This window comes from Cohnella abietis (assembly GCF_004295585.1).
GTDB lineage: Bacteria > Bacillota > Bacilli > Paenibacillales > Paenibacillaceae > Cohnella > Cohnella abietis.
Map to the genome: position 1 here is coordinate 884341 of NZ_AP019400.1, position 17321 is coordinate 901661.

Below are 17321 nucleotides of genomic sequence, written 5' to 3' on the forward strand. Positions count from 1 at the left end.
AAATATGCAGTCAAGGGAATGGCTTTATCATATTGAGAAGTGGTTGAGAGAGAAGGAAAACCACCTTTACCGTACAGTCCAAGATATATCCTTTCAGTATTACCTCGTTAATTCATGGCTGCCGTATGAGAAGGCGGTTCAAGGCTCGTTCGGTCCTATCGCTGTAAATACTCAGTGGGGGATAAAGTGGCAATATGGTTGGTTTAAGGGAACAGTTGTCATTCCGCCCGAGGCTACAGGAGAGCGTATTGAGCTAAAGCTGAACCTTGGCGGCGAAAGTACAATCTATGTGAATGGGAAGCTGGCAGGAGCGCAGGATCTGCAGCACAATGGTGTAACGTTAACCAGAAGCGCTGTACCAGGTCAAATATTCGAAATAGTGGCAGAAGCGTATTCGGGTCACGATCGGGAATTACCGATTTATGGTCAATCTCGTATTGTCATTCTTAATGAAGAGCTTTATCAATTTTATATTGATTTGAATGCTTTGTTTCAATTGCGCAATAGTCTGGATTCAAGCTCCTTGCGGGTCAGCGAGATTGATAATGGCTTCTTGAAGCTGATCGCACTGCTAGACTGGAATGCTGTAGGAATTGAGCTTGAGCAGTTAGCACGGCAGGGCAGGGAAATACTGAGACCGTTACTCGAGTGTGTGAATGGATCGACAGCACCAAAGCTGTTTATGATGGGACAATCACATCTGGATATTGCTTGGCTGTGGCCGATTGAAGAGACTAAGCGCAAGATTGCCCGTACTCTATCAAACCAATTAGCTCTATTAGATGAATATCCAGAATACCGTTATGTGCAGAGTCAGCCTTATTTATTTCATATGGTTAAAGATCTCTATCCAGAGCTATATGGAAGAATAAAGCATTATGTCTCGGAGGGAAGAATTATTCCTGAAGGTGGCATGTGGGTTGAGCCGGACACGAATATCCCTAGCGGTGAAAGCTTAATCCGTCAGTTTCTATATGGTAAGCAGTTCTTCAGAGGGGAATTCGGAGTAGATAATAAAATGCTATGGCTTCCGGATGTGTTCGGCTACTCAGGAAACCTGCCCCAGATAATGAGGAAGTGTGGTATCCAATATTTTGCCTCAGTGAAAATGTACCAAATCTATGATAATATCGTTGATCCCTTCCCTTATAATACGTTCACATGGGAAGGAATCGATGGTTCGACTGTACCTGTTCACTTGCTTGATTACGGTCCTTTTCCAAACCCGGCGGACGTCTCTTATGTCAATTTTCAATGGAACGAGAGAATTCAGAAGGAAGGCATCTCGACCCGTCTCGTTCAGTTCGGATATGGGGATGGAGGCGGTGGAGCGAATCGCGATGATCTAGAATCTCTGCGTAGAATGGGCAATCTAGAAGGAGTGCCTCAGACGGTTATTAGCTCACCTTTGGACTATTTCGAGGACTTACAGGAACGAGGCATGCCCGACGCCCATTATTTTGGCGAACTGTATTATCCAGCACATCGAGGAACGCTTACTTCACAAGCGAAGATGAAGAAGGGGAACCGCGCCGTAGAATTAGCATTAAGGGAAGCTGAGGTATGGGGTGCGCTGTCTTCCATGAACGGGAATCTTTCCTATCCGCAAGAAGATTTAGATGAGCTATGGAGAAGGCTGTTGCTCCTTCAGTTCCACGATATTTTGCCGGGCACCTCAATTACGAGAGTGCATGAAGAGGCTGAGCGGGAGTTCGACGCAGTGCTCCAATCGGCTAATCAGCTCTCTCTTCTAGCAAGGCAGTCTTTAACGGACGGTTCGAGCGAAGGAATTACTTTCTTTAACTCGCTGCCATGGGAGCGTACTGCAATTGTTGAACTACCGGATACCTTTGAAGGAGCTACAGATGTGGCTGGAGCGCGTTTACGCGTACAACCTCAGCAGGGCATGCATTTAGCACAGCTAACAATTCCAGCAATGGGCTATGTTTCTATTACTCCAGCAAGTAGTGAAGTAGTCACAAATACACTTCGAGTGACGAACGAAGGTATAGAAAACCAATGGTTAAGGATCAGCTTGAATGAATGGGGCGAGATTACGAGCATTTGGGATAAGGAAGCAAATTCGGAATGGGCGAATGGGCTTTGTAATCAATTTCTCATGTACCGAGATCAGCCTTCAAGCTATGATGCTTGGGAATTAGACCGTCGGTATGCCTCCTCGGCAATTCCACTTCAAGAGAAGGCTCGAATAACTGTCATCGCTGAGGGTCCACTCGTTGCCACGATTCGAGTAGAGAGAAGCCTTAACCAATCTCACTTGGTCCAGGATATTTGCCTGGAAGTAGATAGTAGGCGAATTGAATTCCGTACTCGTCTGGATTGGAAGGAGAAGCATAAGCTGCTGAAGGTGGGCTTTGATGTTAACCTTCATTCGAATGAGGTATTAAATGAAATCCAGTTTGGATATGTTAAACGTCCCAATCACTTCTCTCGTCCACACGATTCAGATCGATATGAGGTAAGCCAACACAAGTGGTCTACGTTAGTTGAGGGAGATAGATGCTTCTCTCTTCTCAATGATTGTAAGTATGGGCTGAATGTAAATGGTAAGCAAATGAATTTGACCTTGCTGCGCTCACCGACTTATCCCGATGAGCGGGCTGACGAAGGCCAGCATGAATTTACTTATGCTTTGCATGTCTGGAATGAAGGCTTCACAAGCAATCCTGTTGTTCGGGAAGCATATGAGCTAAATTGTCCGGTGTTATCAGTATCTGGCAGCGTAGAGCAGCCGTTTGGGCTTTTGCAGTGTAATCGCGCCAATATTATCGTCGATTCAATCAAGATGGCTCAGGATTACTCCGGAGACTGGATTGCGAGAGTATACGAGGCCAAAGGCACGTCAACCAATAGCGTGTTATCCTTAGGAGTTGCCATTCAGAAGGCATGGGAAACCGATATGCTGGAAGAGGTGCACGTCAAAGATCTGACCGCGAACAGTAACGGGGTAGCTCTATCGTTAGCTCCCTTCGAGGTTAAGACGATTCGTTTCAAACCTTTGAACTCTAAATGAAACTAGCCGACATCGAAAGCTCCATGATGTCGGCTTATTTTTTGTTTTCGCATGATGAAACTCCGGGTGTTCTTCATCGTAAGATAATATAATAATCATTTATAACAGAACGAATGAAAATCCAGTTAGCATACCGATGATCAGTTCATTCATAATGTGGTAGAATATACCTTAGGTTGTTAATATTCGTGTAGAATTAGGTCGATTTAATAGATTAAATTCCTGCGTATTTCTTATTGAGGGTTAGGGGGTCGAAGTATTGACGGGAACAAACTACATTAAGCTATTTGGAATTATTGTTGGCGTGGCGGTATTGAATATTTTAGTGCTCTCACCCGGGTTTATTGGGGTAGAAATAGGTGGAAGTGCTCTCATGACCGCAACAGGGGTAACTTTGTTGTTCGCCAGTGCCGTTGTATTAATTTACGGGAGTTATACCTTACTGTTTAAGCAGCCTGTTGCTCTACCTGTCAAACAAATCCAAACGCACGAGGATTATATTGAGGCTTTGTCTAAATTCAAACGTGTAAAAGCTCTGGAAGGTAATATTTCTCTTGGTTTAGAGCAGCTGGATCGGATGAAGAAGAAGAAGGAAACTTTATTAAATGTCCTTAACGAAAGATTTGATACGACCGAGTTAAGCTACAAGAAATTTGCTTCAGTCACTTATGAGGTTGAGAAGCTATTTTACCTTAATGTAAGAAGTATTTTGAACAGGCTTAGTATTTTTGACGAATCGGAATATGAAAGTGTCATGAGTAGGAAGCCAACGCTGTTTTCTCCGGAGCTCCTCCAAGAAAAGAGGAAAGTGTATAGCGAGTATTTGTCTTTCTTGAGTAGCTCTGTAGGTTCTAACGAGGAAATCCTGTTAAAGCTTGATAAGCTACTGTTGGAAATATCTCGATTAGATAGCTTTGAACCGGGTGATATCGAGAATATGCCTTGTATACAGGAAATAGATTCATTAATTAAGCAAACCAAATATTATAAACAGTAAGAGGTGCAAAGGATGGCAAAGAAAAGTAAATTTTTCCTACTAACAGGTGGTCTCGTTCTTCTAGTATTCGCTATTGTATACGTGGGGGTCAATCTAACTACCAATTTGGGGAAAACAAAAAATCAAGTAAACTCGGAAGACGCAGGTAAGCGATTAAACAAGCTATACTCCAATATTTCAGTAAGGCAGGACACACCAATTAAGGGTCAGATAGACCTTGATCCTGTTGATGTAGCGAATTCGTTGCCAGATATATCTAAGTTCCCAATAACTGTTGATAACACGACCAATAATTTTGTAGAAATCTTTTCTTCTATCGAAAAAGCAGGGACTGGTGTTGACGGTTGGTTGACGGAAGTAGCAACGGAGTTTAACAAGGCCAATATTGTTGTGGATGGAAAACCTGTTTCTGTTAAGCTTCGTAATATTGCTTCAGGTACAGCCGCTGATTATATTAAATCGGGTAAGTATGTGCCAGACGCTTACACGCCTTCAAATGAATTATGGGGTGAAATGGTTAAAGCAAGTGGGGTGAAGACTCAGCTTGTTACTAATCGTCTCGTCGGAAATGTACCCGGAATTGTTATATCCAAAGCGAAATACGATGTTTTAGTGGATAAATACGGATCGGTAAATGTCAAAACCATTACGGAAGCCATATCTAATAATGAGTTTTCTATGGGATATACAGATCCCTTTGCCAGCTCTACGGGCTTAAATTTTCTCGTAACAGCTCTTAATACTTTTGACAGCTCTAATATTTTGGGAGAGAAAGCTGTTCAGGGGTTTGAAAAGTTTCAAGCCAATGTCCCTTTTATTGCGTCTACAACGATACAAATGCGTGATGCGGCTAAATCGGGCATGCTAGACGGATTTGTTTTGGAATATCAAACTTATTTCAATGCGGCGGATTTGAAGAGTGGTTATGTTTTCACCCCTTTTGGTGTGAGGCATGATAGCCCGTTGTACGCTTTAGGTGATGTATCTCAAGCAAAGCTAGATATCATTAAGAAGTTTGCAGAATTTGTTGCTCAAGAAAAGTATCAAAAATTAGGGCTAAAAAAAGGCTTCAATAACCTTGAGGAATACAAGTCGGAGCTGACTACAGTAGACGGTAACCTTTTATCTTCAGCGCAGAAGATTTGGAAAGAAAAGAAAAATGGAAATAGACCTATTGCTGCTGTGTTTGTAACGGATGTATCCGGTAGCATGGGTGGTGAACCTTTGAACCGTTTGAAGGAGTCACTGTTAAAAGGTCAAAAGTATTTAGGCAAGGACAATAGTATCGGTCTTGTTTCGTATTCTAGTGATGTCACGATTAATTTGCCTATTGGGAAATACGACACTAATCACCAGTCCATGTTCGTTGGTGCAGTGAACAGCCTTCAAGCTGGTGGCGGTACGGCTACCTTTGATGGAATTGTTGTAGCATTGAAAATGCTTCAAGATGAGTTAGTTGCTAATCCCAATATTAAACCAGTCATCTTCGTCTTGAGCGATGGTGAAACGAATGAGGGCTACGAGCTTAAGGACATTAAGAGCTTAATTGAGACCTACAAAACTCCAATCTACACTATCGGATATAATGCCAACATTAAAGCACTTCAAAGTATTTCGAGTATTAACGAGGCAGCTAGTATTAATGCAGATACAGATGATGTTGTCTATAAGATTGGAAACTTGTTTAATGCTCAAATGTAACTAAATTAGAGGAGGATTCAGATGTCATTTTCGATGGAAGTAGCAAGTCCAGAAGAGATAAAGGTAGCCATTGAGGAAGAGGTAAAGCCTGTACCCGAGGAGGTTGCCAAGCTTAAAGAGGTAGCGGAATCGAATGTAGCCACGATCATGGGGCTAGATGTTGAATCACTCGAGAAGCGGAAAGAAATACTACAATCGATTGACACGTTCGGCCTAAATACAATGAAATCATCCTCTGATAAAAATACATTGCTTCAAGTGTCCGTAGGCAACCTCTCCAAAACGGGAGATGAGGGCGGTCAGGTAGCTAAGGGCCTTGCTGCTCTGCATACGCAGCTCAAGGATTTGGATCCGAGTGTAATAGATTTTGCTAAGACCGGTTTGCTTGGCAAGCTGTTTAATCCACTTCGTGCTTACTTCCTTAGGTATCAAAAAGCCGATGGAGTCATTGCAGATATTGTTGTCTCTTTGGATAAAGGTAAATTGACTCTTAAGAACGATAATACCACTCTGGAGATCGAGCAACAGACGCTTCGTGACTTGACCAAAAAGCTTCAAAAGGAAATTCAGCTTGGGGCATTAATGGATGAGTCAATCGAATCACAGATTGAAGCTGCCAAACAACGTAATGAAAGTCCTGATAAGATCAGGTTCATTACCGAAGAAGTACTGTTCCCTCTGCGCCAGCGGGTTATGGACCTGCAGCAGATGCTCGTAGTCAACCAACAGGGGATTATGGCCATTGAAGTGGTCATTAGGAACAATAAAGAGCTGATTCGCGGAGTAGACAGAGCTAAGAATGTTACGATATCGGCATTGAAGATTTCCGTTACTGTAGCTAGTGCTCTCTACAATCAGAAGATTGTATTGAAAAAGATTGAGCTTCTCAATCAAACCACGAATGATCTGATCGCCAGCACTTCTAGAATGCTGAAAAATCAAGGCGCAGAGATTCATAAGCAATCACTTCAAGCGACTGTCTCGGTAGAGACATTGAAACAAGCCTTTACAGATGTGCTGTCTGCCTTGGATTCTATTAGCACCTACAAGCAGGAAGCCCTGCCTAAAATGCGTGATACAATCATTCAGTTCCGCGAAATGGCTGATAATGGCGAGAAGCAGATTCAACGTCTAGAAAGAGGACATAAGCTGGGTCTGTAATAGCGGGGTTTCCTCTGAAAAGAGGGGCAAGAGCCAATGGCGAGAGTTAGTAGGAGCCGCCGCGTAACTCCGCACAAAACTGCCTAAGTGGTGGGAATTAGAAGGAGCCGCCGCGTAACTCCTCACAAAAGCTGCCTAAGTGGTGGGAATTAGAAGGAGCCGCCGCGTAACTCCGCACAAAACTGCCTAAGTGGCGGGAGTTAGTAGTAGAAGCCGCGCAACTCTACGCAAAAGCTGCCTGGGTGGCGGGAATTAGTAGGAGAAGCCGCGTAACTCCGCACAAAACTGCCTAAATGGTGGGAATTAGTAGGAGAAGCCGCGTAACTCCGCACTAAAACTGCCTGAGTGGCGGGAGTTAGTAGGAGAAGCCGCGCAACTCTGCGCAAAAGCTGCCTGAGTGGCGGGAATTAGAAGGAGCCGCTGCGCAACTCCTCACAAAAGCTGCCAGAGTGGCTGATAGAAAACGCCAATCCACAAACCTCATACGAGGCTATGGATTGGCGTTTTTTTACTCTTTATTTTTCGAGTCTACGATTGCCGAGCCTTTGTTTTGTTTAGGGTTACTCCGGTTTCTTCGTCTTCCTCAACCTGCCCCGTACGTTTAATGAAGATAGAAAGCAGCAGTCCGACAACTCCAATCCCGATAATGACAAGGTACGCATCATTAATACCCTGAATAGACGCCTCCATCATCATATGCTCCTTGGAAGAATCCCCGCCTGATGCCATCATATCTTGAAGATGATTTTTGGTGCTGGTCATCATAATCGTAACAAGTAGAGAGGTACCAATTCCACCTGCAACCTGCTTGATAGTGTTGGAAATGGCTGTACCATGCGCATACAGTCTCTTAGGCAGTTGGTTCAGACCCGCCGTAGTGATCGGCATCAGGAACATTGCCATCCCGAAGCGCCGTCCTGTGGACATGAGAAGTAAATAAGTATAGCTAGTAGAATCAGTTAGATTAACGAAGCCAATTGTAGTCACAATTGTAATAATCATCCCGATAATGGACAGCCATTTTGCTCCAAACCGATCGAACAGTTTTCCTGTTATCGGCATCATGAACCCCATCAGAAGCGCGCCAGGGAGCATCAATAGTCCAGATTCCAGAGCTGTGTATCCACGTGCGCTTTGCAGGTACAGTGGAAGCAGCATCATATCTGCATACATAACCATCGTAACCGCAATATTGATTACAGTCGTCAGGGAGAACATGCTGTACTTGAACGCTCTGAGATCAAGAAGTGGATCTTTGGAAATGAGTTGTCGCCAGACAAACAAAATGAGGGAGACAACACCTACAGCGAGAGATATAATGACTTCCCAGCTTGACCATCCCTTGCTTCCTGCACTACTGAAGCCATAAAGCAAAGCTCCAAACCCGATTGTTGAGAGAATGACACCCCAGATATCAAGCTTGGGATAGCTTCGTTCCGAAACATTTTTCAGATAGAAAAAGGCGACAGCAATAACAAGAATGGCAAACGGAATCATTCCATAGAACAGAGTGCGCCAGGAATAATGCTCAATGACATAACCCGCGATTGTAGGCCCGATAGCAGGGGCGAAAATAATGGCGAAACCGACCATTCCCATAGCGGCTCCCCGCTTATCTGCAGGAAAGACGGTTAGAATGACAGTCATCAGTAGCGGCATGATAATACCAGCACCGGCTGCTTGAATCAAACGACCAACTAGCAAAATGTCGAAATTGGAGGCAACTGCCGAAACAATTGTTCCTCCGAGAAATAAAATCATGGCGCTCTGGAACAGCTCACGTGTAGTAAACCGTTGCATTAGAAATGCAGTTATCGGAATAAGTACCCCATTAACCAGCATATAGCCGGTTGTTAGCCATTGTGCCGTTGATGCTGCAATGCTAAAGTCGACCATTAGCTCTGGCAGCGCAACGCTCATAATGGTTTGATTCAGAACGGCGATGAACGCCCCTAGAATCATTACAAACAACAGGGGGCCTTTCTTAATAGATCCGATGTCAAATGCTGAATTGCTACTCATCATGCTCAATCCCTTCAAATTCATTGTTAAACTAATAAACACTTTGTTGTATACTAAACTCAATGTAAAAAATTATATTCATCTCGCTTCTTTTTCACAAGCAACAGCTTTTTGAAAAATGTTTATTAGTTTACGGTTGAGCGGAATCTGTAGTCTATGCGAAAAATAAATTACAAATAGCAAGGTATGTGTCGTTAAGAATTTTAAGAAGAAAGGAACTGAAAATCCATGCCAACAAAAACACCACGTACGGATCCGCGTGTGCTACGCACGCGGCAGTTGATTCGAGATGCATTTATCCAGCTTCTTCAGGAGATTGAGCTTGAGAAAATAACTGTAAATCGAATTACAGAGCGGGCTACCATTAACCGTGTCACTTTCTATCTTCATTACAGGGACATTCCGGACATGCTGGAGAAGATGGCAGATGAAATGATTAATGACATTCGAACTATCTATCACAGTATTCCGAATCAATCTAGCTCTACAGATCTCGATTGGTCCAGACTGGTCAAATTACTTGAGTATATTGCAGAAAATGCGAATTTTTATAAGACGCTGCTCTCTTCCAAACGTATACCGGTCTTTACCGAACGTCTTCAGAAGCTAATGGTTGAAGTGATTACTGGTAGAGTCGAGAGTCGAGAAAAATCCGCCTCTTCTTTAGCGGCAAGCATTCCGCAAGATATCATAATCTGGTACGGCTCCTCGGCCTTCATCGGTACAATTATTTTTTGGCTTCGCAATGACATGCCCTACACGCCGGTTTATCTCGCCAAACAGCTTTCTCTACTGGCTACGTTTAAGCTTAAGAACTTACAACTACTGGAGTGATTAATCCTGAAAAATACCCCAACCACTTTAGGTTGGGGCAGAGGAAACATATTTATGAGTGAGTTTTTTACTCTATTGCAGAACGTGAGGGAATAATTGAGAAAATAATGATTCCTTCAACTATAGAATATAAATCTTTGTGAGCATAATTTGGGAAGCGATCCATGTTGGATAGAATAGAATTTTTAGGCGGATGCACATGATAGGGCTCGGTTGCAGTCTGATATCGTTTGTCTAATTCATGGGGCTCGCTGTGGTATTGGGCTTTTATGTAGCCGTTTGCATCTTCCCAATCATAATAATATTTATTGATTATACCGGATTTGTTTGTATATTCGGTTATGTATAAGAGTGAACCATCGAGGAATGGGATTGTAGCTCTAAGTGAATAAATAGTTGAATGCTGACCAGAACGGTCGCTTAAGTGGATATCCCCCAATAACCCGTGGCCAAGCTCTCGTTTAATTAGCTCAAGATTACTACGTGGTCTACCGATCACCTGTTATCTCCTTCATAACATAACGCCATTCATCGGCATCACGAGTCCATTTCCAATCGTCAGAAGAATTTGGGTCTCCTATGCGCGACACAACTTCCTCGTACTTACCGTTATATTTGGATTCGAAGGTTAATAGAAGCTGAACGAGGTTTTTCATTCGTTCGACTTCATCATACACAGGCTCTTGTGACTTCTGATACTCATATTCTTGAATTACCTCGCGAATAACTGTTTCCTTACCATTAGTTGATCGATAAATAGCAGTGATGGGAATTCTAGCCTGTTTAAAAGACTGTTTATCATCCATGCTAGGAAATAAAATACGTTTATCACGTAACCAATTATTGATAGTCGTTGTCGAGACTCCAAAATAAGTGGCTATTTGTCCAGTTGTATACAAGAGGGGTTTTTCAATTTCCGTTGAAGATTCAAAGGCTAATTGAAGTAATTGGTTAAAGGCATCTGATAATTGCTTCGGAGTAAGACTGTCCAATGTATTCAGATTGATATAGGGGTTAAAATGTTGGGCTAACAGATCAGAATGATGTATTTGATTTAATAAATTGTAAATGAACTTAAAAGCAGCTATTCCATATTGCGGATTAAGTTCAATATCTCGAGAAATCTCATTCTCAACAATTTTGCGATCTTCGTAAGTTATCACAAACATCACCTCACCCCCATCATAACAAATAGTTAGCTGAACTACAACTAAACTTAAACCAAACGAAAAGTAAACTTAAATACCTATTATCAATTTAATCAAATGATGAACCGTGTATACCTCAAGAATGAATTAGAATAATCCCCATTCAAATGTTACAGATCTGCAAATTATTACCTCAAGACATTGACATCTATCTTGTTAAAATTATACATTATACATACCGAACGTTCGGTATGTCGCTAAAGATCGGAGGAAGAGAGTGAAACAGGATGACAAGATAGAAGGGACTACAAAGGATAGGATTGTAGACATTTCCAAAGCTCTGTTCGCACAAAAGGGCTATGCGGCAACCTCGATCCAAGATATTTGCGATGCGGTGCAATGCAGTAAGGGAGCTATTTATCATCATTTTAAGAATAAGGAAGAGCTCTTTGTATACTTAACGGAACAGGCATTTACAACGTCATGGGATCAGTGGGTTTCATTGGCTGCGAAGTATACAACTATGATTGAGAAGCTTTACGCATTTGCTGATTATTTTGTAGATACTATGCATAGACCGCTGTCGAAGGCTGCGGAGGAATTTTTGAAAAATGCCGCTAATGAAGCAACCCAGCAGAAATTCATCACAATTATTAGCGAGTACATGAATAATTTCGAAGAGTTTATTAAGGAAGGCATTACCTCAGGTGAATTTAAGCAAGAGGACCCTAAGGAGCTCGCATTCATCATATTAAGCTTCTACTCGGGCCTGGGTGATAGCAATGCTTTCCTGAGTAAAGAAGCTATGAAGCCTCTATTCCATAAAGCAACAACGCTTCTACTAGATGGTATTAGACCATAGGAGGGCATGTGTATGTTTATTGGGGTTAATGAGCAAGCTCATGTGGATTTGACTGTTATTATTCCGGCTCATAATGAAGAGAAATATATTCAAAGATGTCTAGATTCCATTCAGAAAGCAGCTGCTTCTTTCCAAGGCACTGTTGAAGTCATTGTCGTTCTCAATCGTTGTACGGATAAGACCCAGCAGATTGCCGAGTCATACCATTGTGTAACGATTACGGAAGATAGTAAGAACTTGTCCATAATCCGAAACACAGGGGTACGTGCAGCAAGAGGAGAGATCATTGTCACCATTGATGCCGATAGCTGGATGGGAGATAATATGCTGCTGGAGATTGACCGCCTCTTAAAGACAGGTACATATATTGGCGGTGGGGCAGGCAATATGAAATTTGAACGGGTCTCTCTGGGTATTATTGCTTCGGCACTCGTTATCTTGCTCCCACTTATGCTCAAATACGGTAACATTGCCGTTGGGATGTTCTGGTGTTATAAAAAGGATTTCGAAGCCATCCACGGGTTTGATGAGAGCATGCTTATGACAGAGGACGCGGATTTCGCGAAGCGCTTGAAGCAGTGGGGGAAGAAGCAGGGGAAAATGTTCGGGGCAATCAAGAAAGCAGCTTTGTTTACTTCAACCAGGAAGTTCGACACGTTGGGTGACTGGGCAATATTTAGAAATCCCAAAATTATAGTGGGCTACTGGACTGGCGGGAAAAATCGAAAAGCCGCAGATCTCGCTTACTATGAGGATCAAAAAAGATAAATGAATAGCTACGAGCTCCCGAACCGCTGCAGCACTTGGTACATGCTGAACGGTTCTTTTTTGTCCGCAAAGTCATCTTTCAAAAGTTATTTTTGAATTGACTATATTGTTTAATATCGTCTCATGGCGACACATTGGTGTGACGGGTTATTCTGAAGTAGACATTTTTAAAATCAAGTTTTACAGGAGGATTATGATTATGAGCACTAAGGTAACATCCATGAACCCTTTAATTACAACGATATTTACAGCCGACCCCTCAGCTCATGTCTGGGAGGACGGTAAGGTTTATATTTATGCTTCACATGATATGGACCCGGCTAGAGGCTGCGATCTAATGGATAGATATCATGTCTTCTCATCGGAGGACATGGTGAACTGGGTGGACGAGGGTGAAATTCTCCGCTCGGACGATGTGGCTTGGGGTAGACCGGAGGGTGGCTTCATGTGGGCGCCCGACTGTGCGTATAAGAATGGGACTTACTATTTCTATTACCCGCATCCTAGCGGTTCAAGCTGGAACGACACTTGGAAAATGGGGGTAGCGACAAGCGATAGCCCGGCTAGTGGCTTTACCGATCGGGGCTACATCCCGGGGCTTGGCGGATTTGCCATGATTGATCCGTGCGTGCTAGTGGATGAGGATGAGCGAGCGTATATGTATTATGGTGGCGGCAGTAAGTGCGCAGGTGGAGAGCTTAACGATGATATGATTTCCATTAAGGGCGAGATGCGTGAGATGGAAGGGCTAGAGGATTTTCATGAAGCGGCATGGGTTTTTAAGAGAGCTGGCATCTATTATTTGACCTATGCAGATAATCTAGATAATCATAACCGTATGAGGTATGCGACAAGTGAGAATCCGCTTGGACCGTGGACATATAGGGGGATCTTCCTAGAACCGACAGGCTGTTCCACTACCCATGGCTCTGTGACGGAATATAAGGGACAATGGTATCTGTTCTATCATAATCAGGACATTTCGGGCCAAGGCAACTTAAGAAGCGTATGTATCGATTATTTACATTTTAACGAAGATGGAACAATCCAAACGGTCGTACAGACCAAGGAAGGCGTCAGATCGGTTGGGGCTGCTCCTACTCCAAATCCATTGGAAACAACCTATTCCGCTGAAAATAGTACTGTAGGCGGAGGAGCGAAAGTCTCAACTAATGAGCAGGGGGAAGGTTTTATCCACGATTTGCATCTCGCAGGCTCTTATAGTCAATTCGATCATGTCGATGGTGCTAATGGCGGCCGAGCGACGATTAACATTGCTTACGCAACAGATGAGCGTCTAGCTAAATTGCACCTCATGGTCAATGATATAGACTGGTCCTTACTCAACGCTCTTTCAACCGGTGGTCCAGCTGAATTTACCGGCATTGCAAGTATTACGGTTTCGTTGCAGCCCGGCAATAATAATAGTATTAGACTTTCAGGTGGTAGGGGCGGAATTAGTGTTGCAAGCATTACCGTCACCCCATTTCTGGATTAAAAACGTTTGGGAAAAGATTAAGCTTTTATTGCTATTCATAGAATGTAGTTTCATCGCATATTATCGGAAGAGTCCCATTGCCTCAGGCGTTTGGGCTCTTTCTATTCTATTAAAAAAGGGATTATTTGTTGGAAGCAGAGATGTTATGATGAATGGAAACAACCGTAACATTTGAGGAGAGACATCGTTGAAGACATTAGCTAGCTATTACTTTTTCTTTTATTTGGGCATGTCCGTACTTATGCCGTATACGAGTCTATATTTTAGCGATAGGGGCTTTACTCTCACGCAGGTTGGACTCATCTTATCCTTATGGGCTTTGGTAAGTATCGTTGCGCAACCTGTTATGGGGATGATCAATGATCGAATCAACAATCCGCGGAAAATATTGATGATATGCGCAATAGCGGCTCCTCTGCTTGGAATGGGATTTAATATGGTAGAGAGTTTGTTTGGAATTCTCGTTTTATCACTCTTTTTTGCATGGTTTCAGTCCTCTGCTGGACCCATTGGCGATGCGATGTCTGTGGAGATCGCTAGTAAACAAGGCTTCACCTTTGGTAGCGTGAGACTGTGGGGAGCGTTAAGCTATGCGGTGGGGACATTCACTACTGGCATTCTCTACGATAAATTCGGATATAACAATATATTTATATACTATTTAATCGTGAGTTTAACCATCTGCGTAGTACTTCTATTTCTGCCTGCAACCAAGGTTACTCGGAGAAAAATGACGTTATTCGGACAGATGGGGGAGGTTATTCGGAATAAACGCTTTATGATATTTGTTTTTACTAGCATGCTGGTAATAATGTCTGCGACGATTAACTTGAGTTTTTTGCCGCTGTACTTTAAGGAAATGGGCTTTAATAAAAGCTGGATCGGTAGCGCTTTTGCGATTGCTGCCATTATAGAGGTTCCAATGTTCTGGGTAGCAACTAAGCTTAGCCGGAAAATAGGCAGATATCAATTACTTTGCGTGGCTGCGGCGATTTATGGCATTCAGTACTTCACTCTGTTTATTTTCTCAGATGTCTATTTAACGCTTGGCGTTCAACTTATGAATGGGGTCGCATTTGCATTTATTGCAGGAACAGCTGTAGAAGTCGTACAAAGCTACGCGACCGAAGGAACGAGTGCAACATTGCAAACCGTACATGCTGCTGTAACGTGGGGGATTGGCGGGATCGTCGGCAATGCGATGGGTGGCATGATCGTAGATCACTGGGGTGCTCCCTTCCTCTATTTCATTCTATTTTGTCTTTGTGCGACGGCGTGTGTTTTGTATATCTCGACTAGGCATTACCAGCAAACTGTTGGGGAAAGCTCCGCAACTAACTCATAGCCGATTACGTTATATTGTTGAAACAAAAAATGGTTAAATAAGGATGGATCTTATATCATAAGGAAATTATTTGGCGTCATTGCTGTTACGGCTGTAGTTATTATTGGCTTGATGATTACGATGAGCGTAGAAAAGAGCATTGAAAACAGCATTGAAAAGCCAAATAGACAGTATGTTTCGATTCTTGGAATGAATATGCATGAAGAGGAATCAACAAGGGATAAAATGGAACAACTCCATATAGAGCTTAACCATTTAGTAGGAGCAGGGAACACTGATTATTTAGTGTGGGGACAATATATTGAAGCGCATTGGGATGAATTTTATGAAAGTCCCTATTTGAACGTATCATTCTTAACAGAACTAAGCATTCACGTTAGCCTTGAGGTTGTGGCTGAGGATATTCACAAGGTCATCGATTTAGTGGCTATTGCAAAACAAAAGAAGAGTGTTAAGGCTATTCGCTACGCTGACAAAATCGTTAACGACTTAAATGGTTGGCTATATAACCCGAACCAAGAGGACGATGTGTATTGGGGTGCAACTGCAACGTTACAAGGAGATGGAGATCAGAAGGTCATTCGTAGGATTAATAAATTTATCAATAATAATAGGTAAGTTAAACAGGGGGGATAGCTTTGCAAACTAGATATCGTGTCATCCTCGTTGTAGTGGTTGCTCTAATACTCTCATTTATCTTTTATCTGTTAGAAAGCAAGCAAAGTAACCAGCACAATTACAGAGAACGTGAAGGTGAATATGTTCGGATTATAGAGCGTATGATTGTATCCACTCTGAAGGAGGAGGTATACATCACTGAGCAAGAACGAAATAATACTACTGTATGGAAGCAATTATTTGAACAATATGGAGAGCGGTTTTCCGTTGAGACACTAAGCTTCGAGAGAATCCCGAACGATAACAGTGAGATACATAAACTACTTCCTCCAAATGCAAAGCCATCCAGCTTTGAAAAAGATGATTCAGCATTTTACATCAGTTATACCATTGGAAGTAAACGTTACTACTTGGCATACTATGATGCAGGCAATAGAGTCGTCAAAAGCATCTACTTATTACAAGACAATCCCGACAATACTGTAAAGTATATGAATGAAAATAATGAGAAGTATACCCCGACTGTTAGTGTTCCGTTTTATCGAAAATGAACTGATTAGTCTTTTCTGTAGTATAAAATATAACCAGCCGGTGCCGCATGGTGCCGGTTAGTTGCATGTTGAATGTTATTCTGGGACAAGTAGGGTACTAAACAACATAGTACCTTTTTTTGGCATTCACCTCTAAAAGTTGGAACTCAGCAAGGAGCGACGGACTATAGATGTCAAAAAGTATTCGGAAAAATCTGTAGAATCTACTCTGATTACTAATTATTCAGCTTGGTTCGGTAAGCCGATCCGGATTATTAACAGTGGAGATATAAAAAAATTACAGATAGAAAAGGATACTTATTTACTGGAAAAGCTGAAATCAACGGAAAATAAGGAAACATACCTTGTCACCTATCCTGGCGGGAACGTTTATACAGTAGAAGATGTAAACCACTCAGGATTTCTAATGACGTACGATAAGAATGGCGACATTGTGTTCGGTGTTCAAGCTTATTCAAACAATCAAAGAATACTTTCACCGGGCGAAGAATATTATCCACCGGGCAGTCTGGTAACGGCTACCTATGACCAATACCATGAACGACAAGGAAATGCATTTATTTTTATCGTATCCCTTGTTTTCCTTGTTTATAGTTGGTATGTGTTCCGTAAAGAATCACTTCAAAGATTTCTATTCAAATTATCATACCGGCTTTGGGTTCTAGCCATTCCGAATACTGCTGGAGCTGAATATGCTTATGAGCTTCCTGGTGCTCTTGTAATTGATTTAGTACTAAGATTTATTCCTTGGGCGAGGATCTGGTAAAAAAATAATAAATTTA

The 17321-nt window shown here is 42.4% G+C and carries 15 protein-coding genes; 12 read left to right on the top strand and 3 right to left on the bottom strand.

The features are described from left to right. Positions 1-4: 4 nt before the first annotated feature. The 4 genes from KCTCHS21_RS03540 to KCTCHS21_RS03555 all read left to right on the top strand — a co-directional run bounded on the left by KCTCHS21_RS03540 (position 5) and on the right by KCTCHS21_RS03555 (position 6893). A complete protein-coding gene (locus KCTCHS21_RS03540) occupies positions 5-3034 on the top strand; it encodes an alpha-mannosidase (protein ID WP_130605153.1) in 3030 nt (1009 codons plus the stop codon). Positions 3035-3293: 259 nt separating this feature from the next. Next, a complete protein-coding gene (locus tag KCTCHS21_RS03545; RefSeq protein ID WP_130605154.1) occupies positions 3294-4031 on the top strand; it encodes a hypothetical protein in 738 nt (245 codons plus the stop codon). Between the two features lie 12 nt (positions 4032-4043). Next, the gene (locus KCTCHS21_RS03550) at positions 4044-5732 is read left to right on the top strand and encodes a vWA domain-containing protein (RefSeq protein ID WP_130605155.1); all 1689 of its coding nucleotides are present in this window, start codon (positions 4044-4046) and stop codon (positions 5730-5732) included. A gap of 21 nt (positions 5733-5753) precedes the next feature. Then, entirely contained in the window at positions 5754-6893 is a 1140-nt protein-coding gene (locus KCTCHS21_RS03555; protein ID WP_130605156.1) for a toxic anion resistance protein, read from the top strand. A gap of 528 nt (positions 6894-7421) precedes the next feature. Here the strand turns inward: KCTCHS21_RS03555 and KCTCHS21_RS03560 are convergent. Next, positions 7422-8915: a DHA2 family efflux MFS transporter permease subunit gene (locus tag KCTCHS21_RS03560; RefSeq protein ID WP_130616328.1), complete on the bottom strand. Its 1494-nt coding sequence runs from the start codon at positions 8913-8915 to the stop codon at positions 7422-7424. Between the two features lie 228 nt (positions 8916-9143). Between KCTCHS21_RS03560 and KCTCHS21_RS03565 the strand changes: the two genes are divergently transcribed. Continuing rightward, complete coding sequence (locus tag KCTCHS21_RS03565; RefSeq protein WP_130605157.1) at positions 9144-9749, top strand: TetR/AcrR family transcriptional regulator; 606 nt, start codon at positions 9144-9146, stop codon at positions 9747-9749. Positions 9750-9816: 67 nt separating this feature from the next. Here the strand turns inward: KCTCHS21_RS03565 and KCTCHS21_RS03570 are convergent, their stop codons facing one another. Together KCTCHS21_RS03570 and KCTCHS21_RS03575 are read right to left on the bottom strand one after the other, a co-directional pair. Continuing rightward, positions 9817-10248, bottom strand: coding sequence for a toxin-antitoxin system TumE family protein (locus tag KCTCHS21_RS03570; RefSeq protein WP_130605158.1), 432 nt, complete (start codon positions 10246-10248; stop codon positions 9817-9819). Beyond that, positions 10238-10918, bottom strand: a complete 681-nt coding sequence (locus tag KCTCHS21_RS03575) for a hypothetical protein (protein WP_130605159.1) — start codon at positions 10916-10918, stop codon at positions 10238-10240. The genes KCTCHS21_RS03570 and KCTCHS21_RS03575 overlap by 11 nt, the downstream gene beginning before the upstream one ends. A 256-nt stretch (positions 10919-11174) precedes the next feature. On the opposite strand from KCTCHS21_RS03575, the gene KCTCHS21_RS03580 reads away from it, so the two are divergent. The 7 genes from KCTCHS21_RS03580 to KCTCHS21_RS03610 all read left to right on the top strand — a co-directional run bounded on the left by KCTCHS21_RS03580 (position 11175) and on the right by KCTCHS21_RS03610 (position 17305). Then, positions 11175-11759, top strand: a complete 585-nt coding sequence (locus KCTCHS21_RS03580; protein WP_130605160.1) for a TetR/AcrR family transcriptional regulator — start codon at positions 11175-11177, stop codon at positions 11757-11759. A gap of 12 nt (positions 11760-11771) precedes the next feature. Then, a complete protein-coding gene (locus KCTCHS21_RS03585) occupies positions 11772-12527 on the top strand; it encodes a glycosyltransferase (RefSeq protein ID WP_232058059.1) in 756 nt (251 codons plus the stop codon). Positions 12528-12726: 199 nt separating this feature from the next. Next, positions 12727-14025 carry a family 43 glycosylhydrolase gene (locus KCTCHS21_RS03590; protein WP_197726501.1) on the top strand — a complete coding sequence of 433 codons (1299 nt, stop codon included), beginning with the start codon at positions 12727-12729 and terminating at the stop codon, positions 14023-14025. Between the two features lie 187 nt (positions 14026-14212). Next, positions 14213-15370 carry an MFS transporter gene (locus KCTCHS21_RS03595; RefSeq protein ID WP_130605163.1) on the top strand — a complete coding sequence of 386 codons (1158 nt, stop codon included), beginning with the start codon at positions 14213-14215 and terminating at the stop codon, positions 15368-15370. 120 nt (positions 15371-15490) lie between these two features. Then, entirely contained in the window at positions 15491-15988 is a 498-nt protein-coding gene (locus KCTCHS21_RS03600) for a hypothetical protein (RefSeq protein ID WP_130605164.1), read from the top strand. Between the two features lie 20 nt (positions 15989-16008). Next, complete coding sequence (locus KCTCHS21_RS03605) at positions 16009-16539, top strand: hypothetical protein (RefSeq protein WP_130605165.1); 531 nt, start codon at positions 16009-16011, stop codon at positions 16537-16539. 139 nt (positions 16540-16678) lie between these two features. Then, complete coding sequence (locus KCTCHS21_RS03610) at positions 16679-17305, top strand: hypothetical protein (protein WP_130605166.1); 627 nt, start codon at positions 16679-16681, stop codon at positions 17303-17305. Positions 17306-17321 lie beyond the last annotated feature (16 nt).

Bases quoted from the DNA above. Each gene is read 5' to 3' on its own strand.
- KCTCHS21_RS03540 (WP_130605153.1), top strand. From the start codon at position 5: ATGCAGTCAAGGGAATGGCTTTATCATATTGAGAAGTGGTTGAGAGAG.
- KCTCHS21_RS03550 (WP_130605155.1), top strand. From the start codon at position 4,044: ATGGCAAAGAAAAGTAAATTTTTCCTACTAACAGGTGGTCTCGTTCTT.
- KCTCHS21_RS03555 (WP_130605156.1), top strand. From the start codon at position 5,754: ATGTCATTTTCGATGGAAGTAGCAAGTCCAGAAGAGATAAAGGTAGCC.
- KCTCHS21_RS03560 (WP_130616328.1), bottom strand. From the start codon at position 8,915: ATGAGTAGCAATTCAGCATTTGACATCGGATCTATTAAGAAAGGCCCC.
- KCTCHS21_RS03565 (WP_130605157.1), top strand. From the start codon at position 9,144: ATGCCAACAAAAACACCACGTACGGATCCGCGTGTGCTACGCACGCGG.
- KCTCHS21_RS03575 (WP_130605159.1), bottom strand. From the start codon at position 10,918: ATGTTTGTGATAACTTACGAAGATCGCAAAATTGTTGAGAATGAGATT.
- KCTCHS21_RS03585 (WP_232058059.1), top strand. From the start codon at position 11,772: ATGTTTATTGGGGTTAATGAGCAAGCTCATGTGGATTTGACTGTTATT.
- KCTCHS21_RS03590 (WP_197726501.1), top strand. From the start codon at position 12,727: ATGAGCACTAAGGTAACATCCATGAACCCTTTAATTACAACGATATTT.
- KCTCHS21_RS03600 (WP_130605164.1), top strand. From the start codon at position 15,491: ATGAGCGTAGAAAAGAGCATTGAAAACAGCATTGAAAAGCCAAATAGA.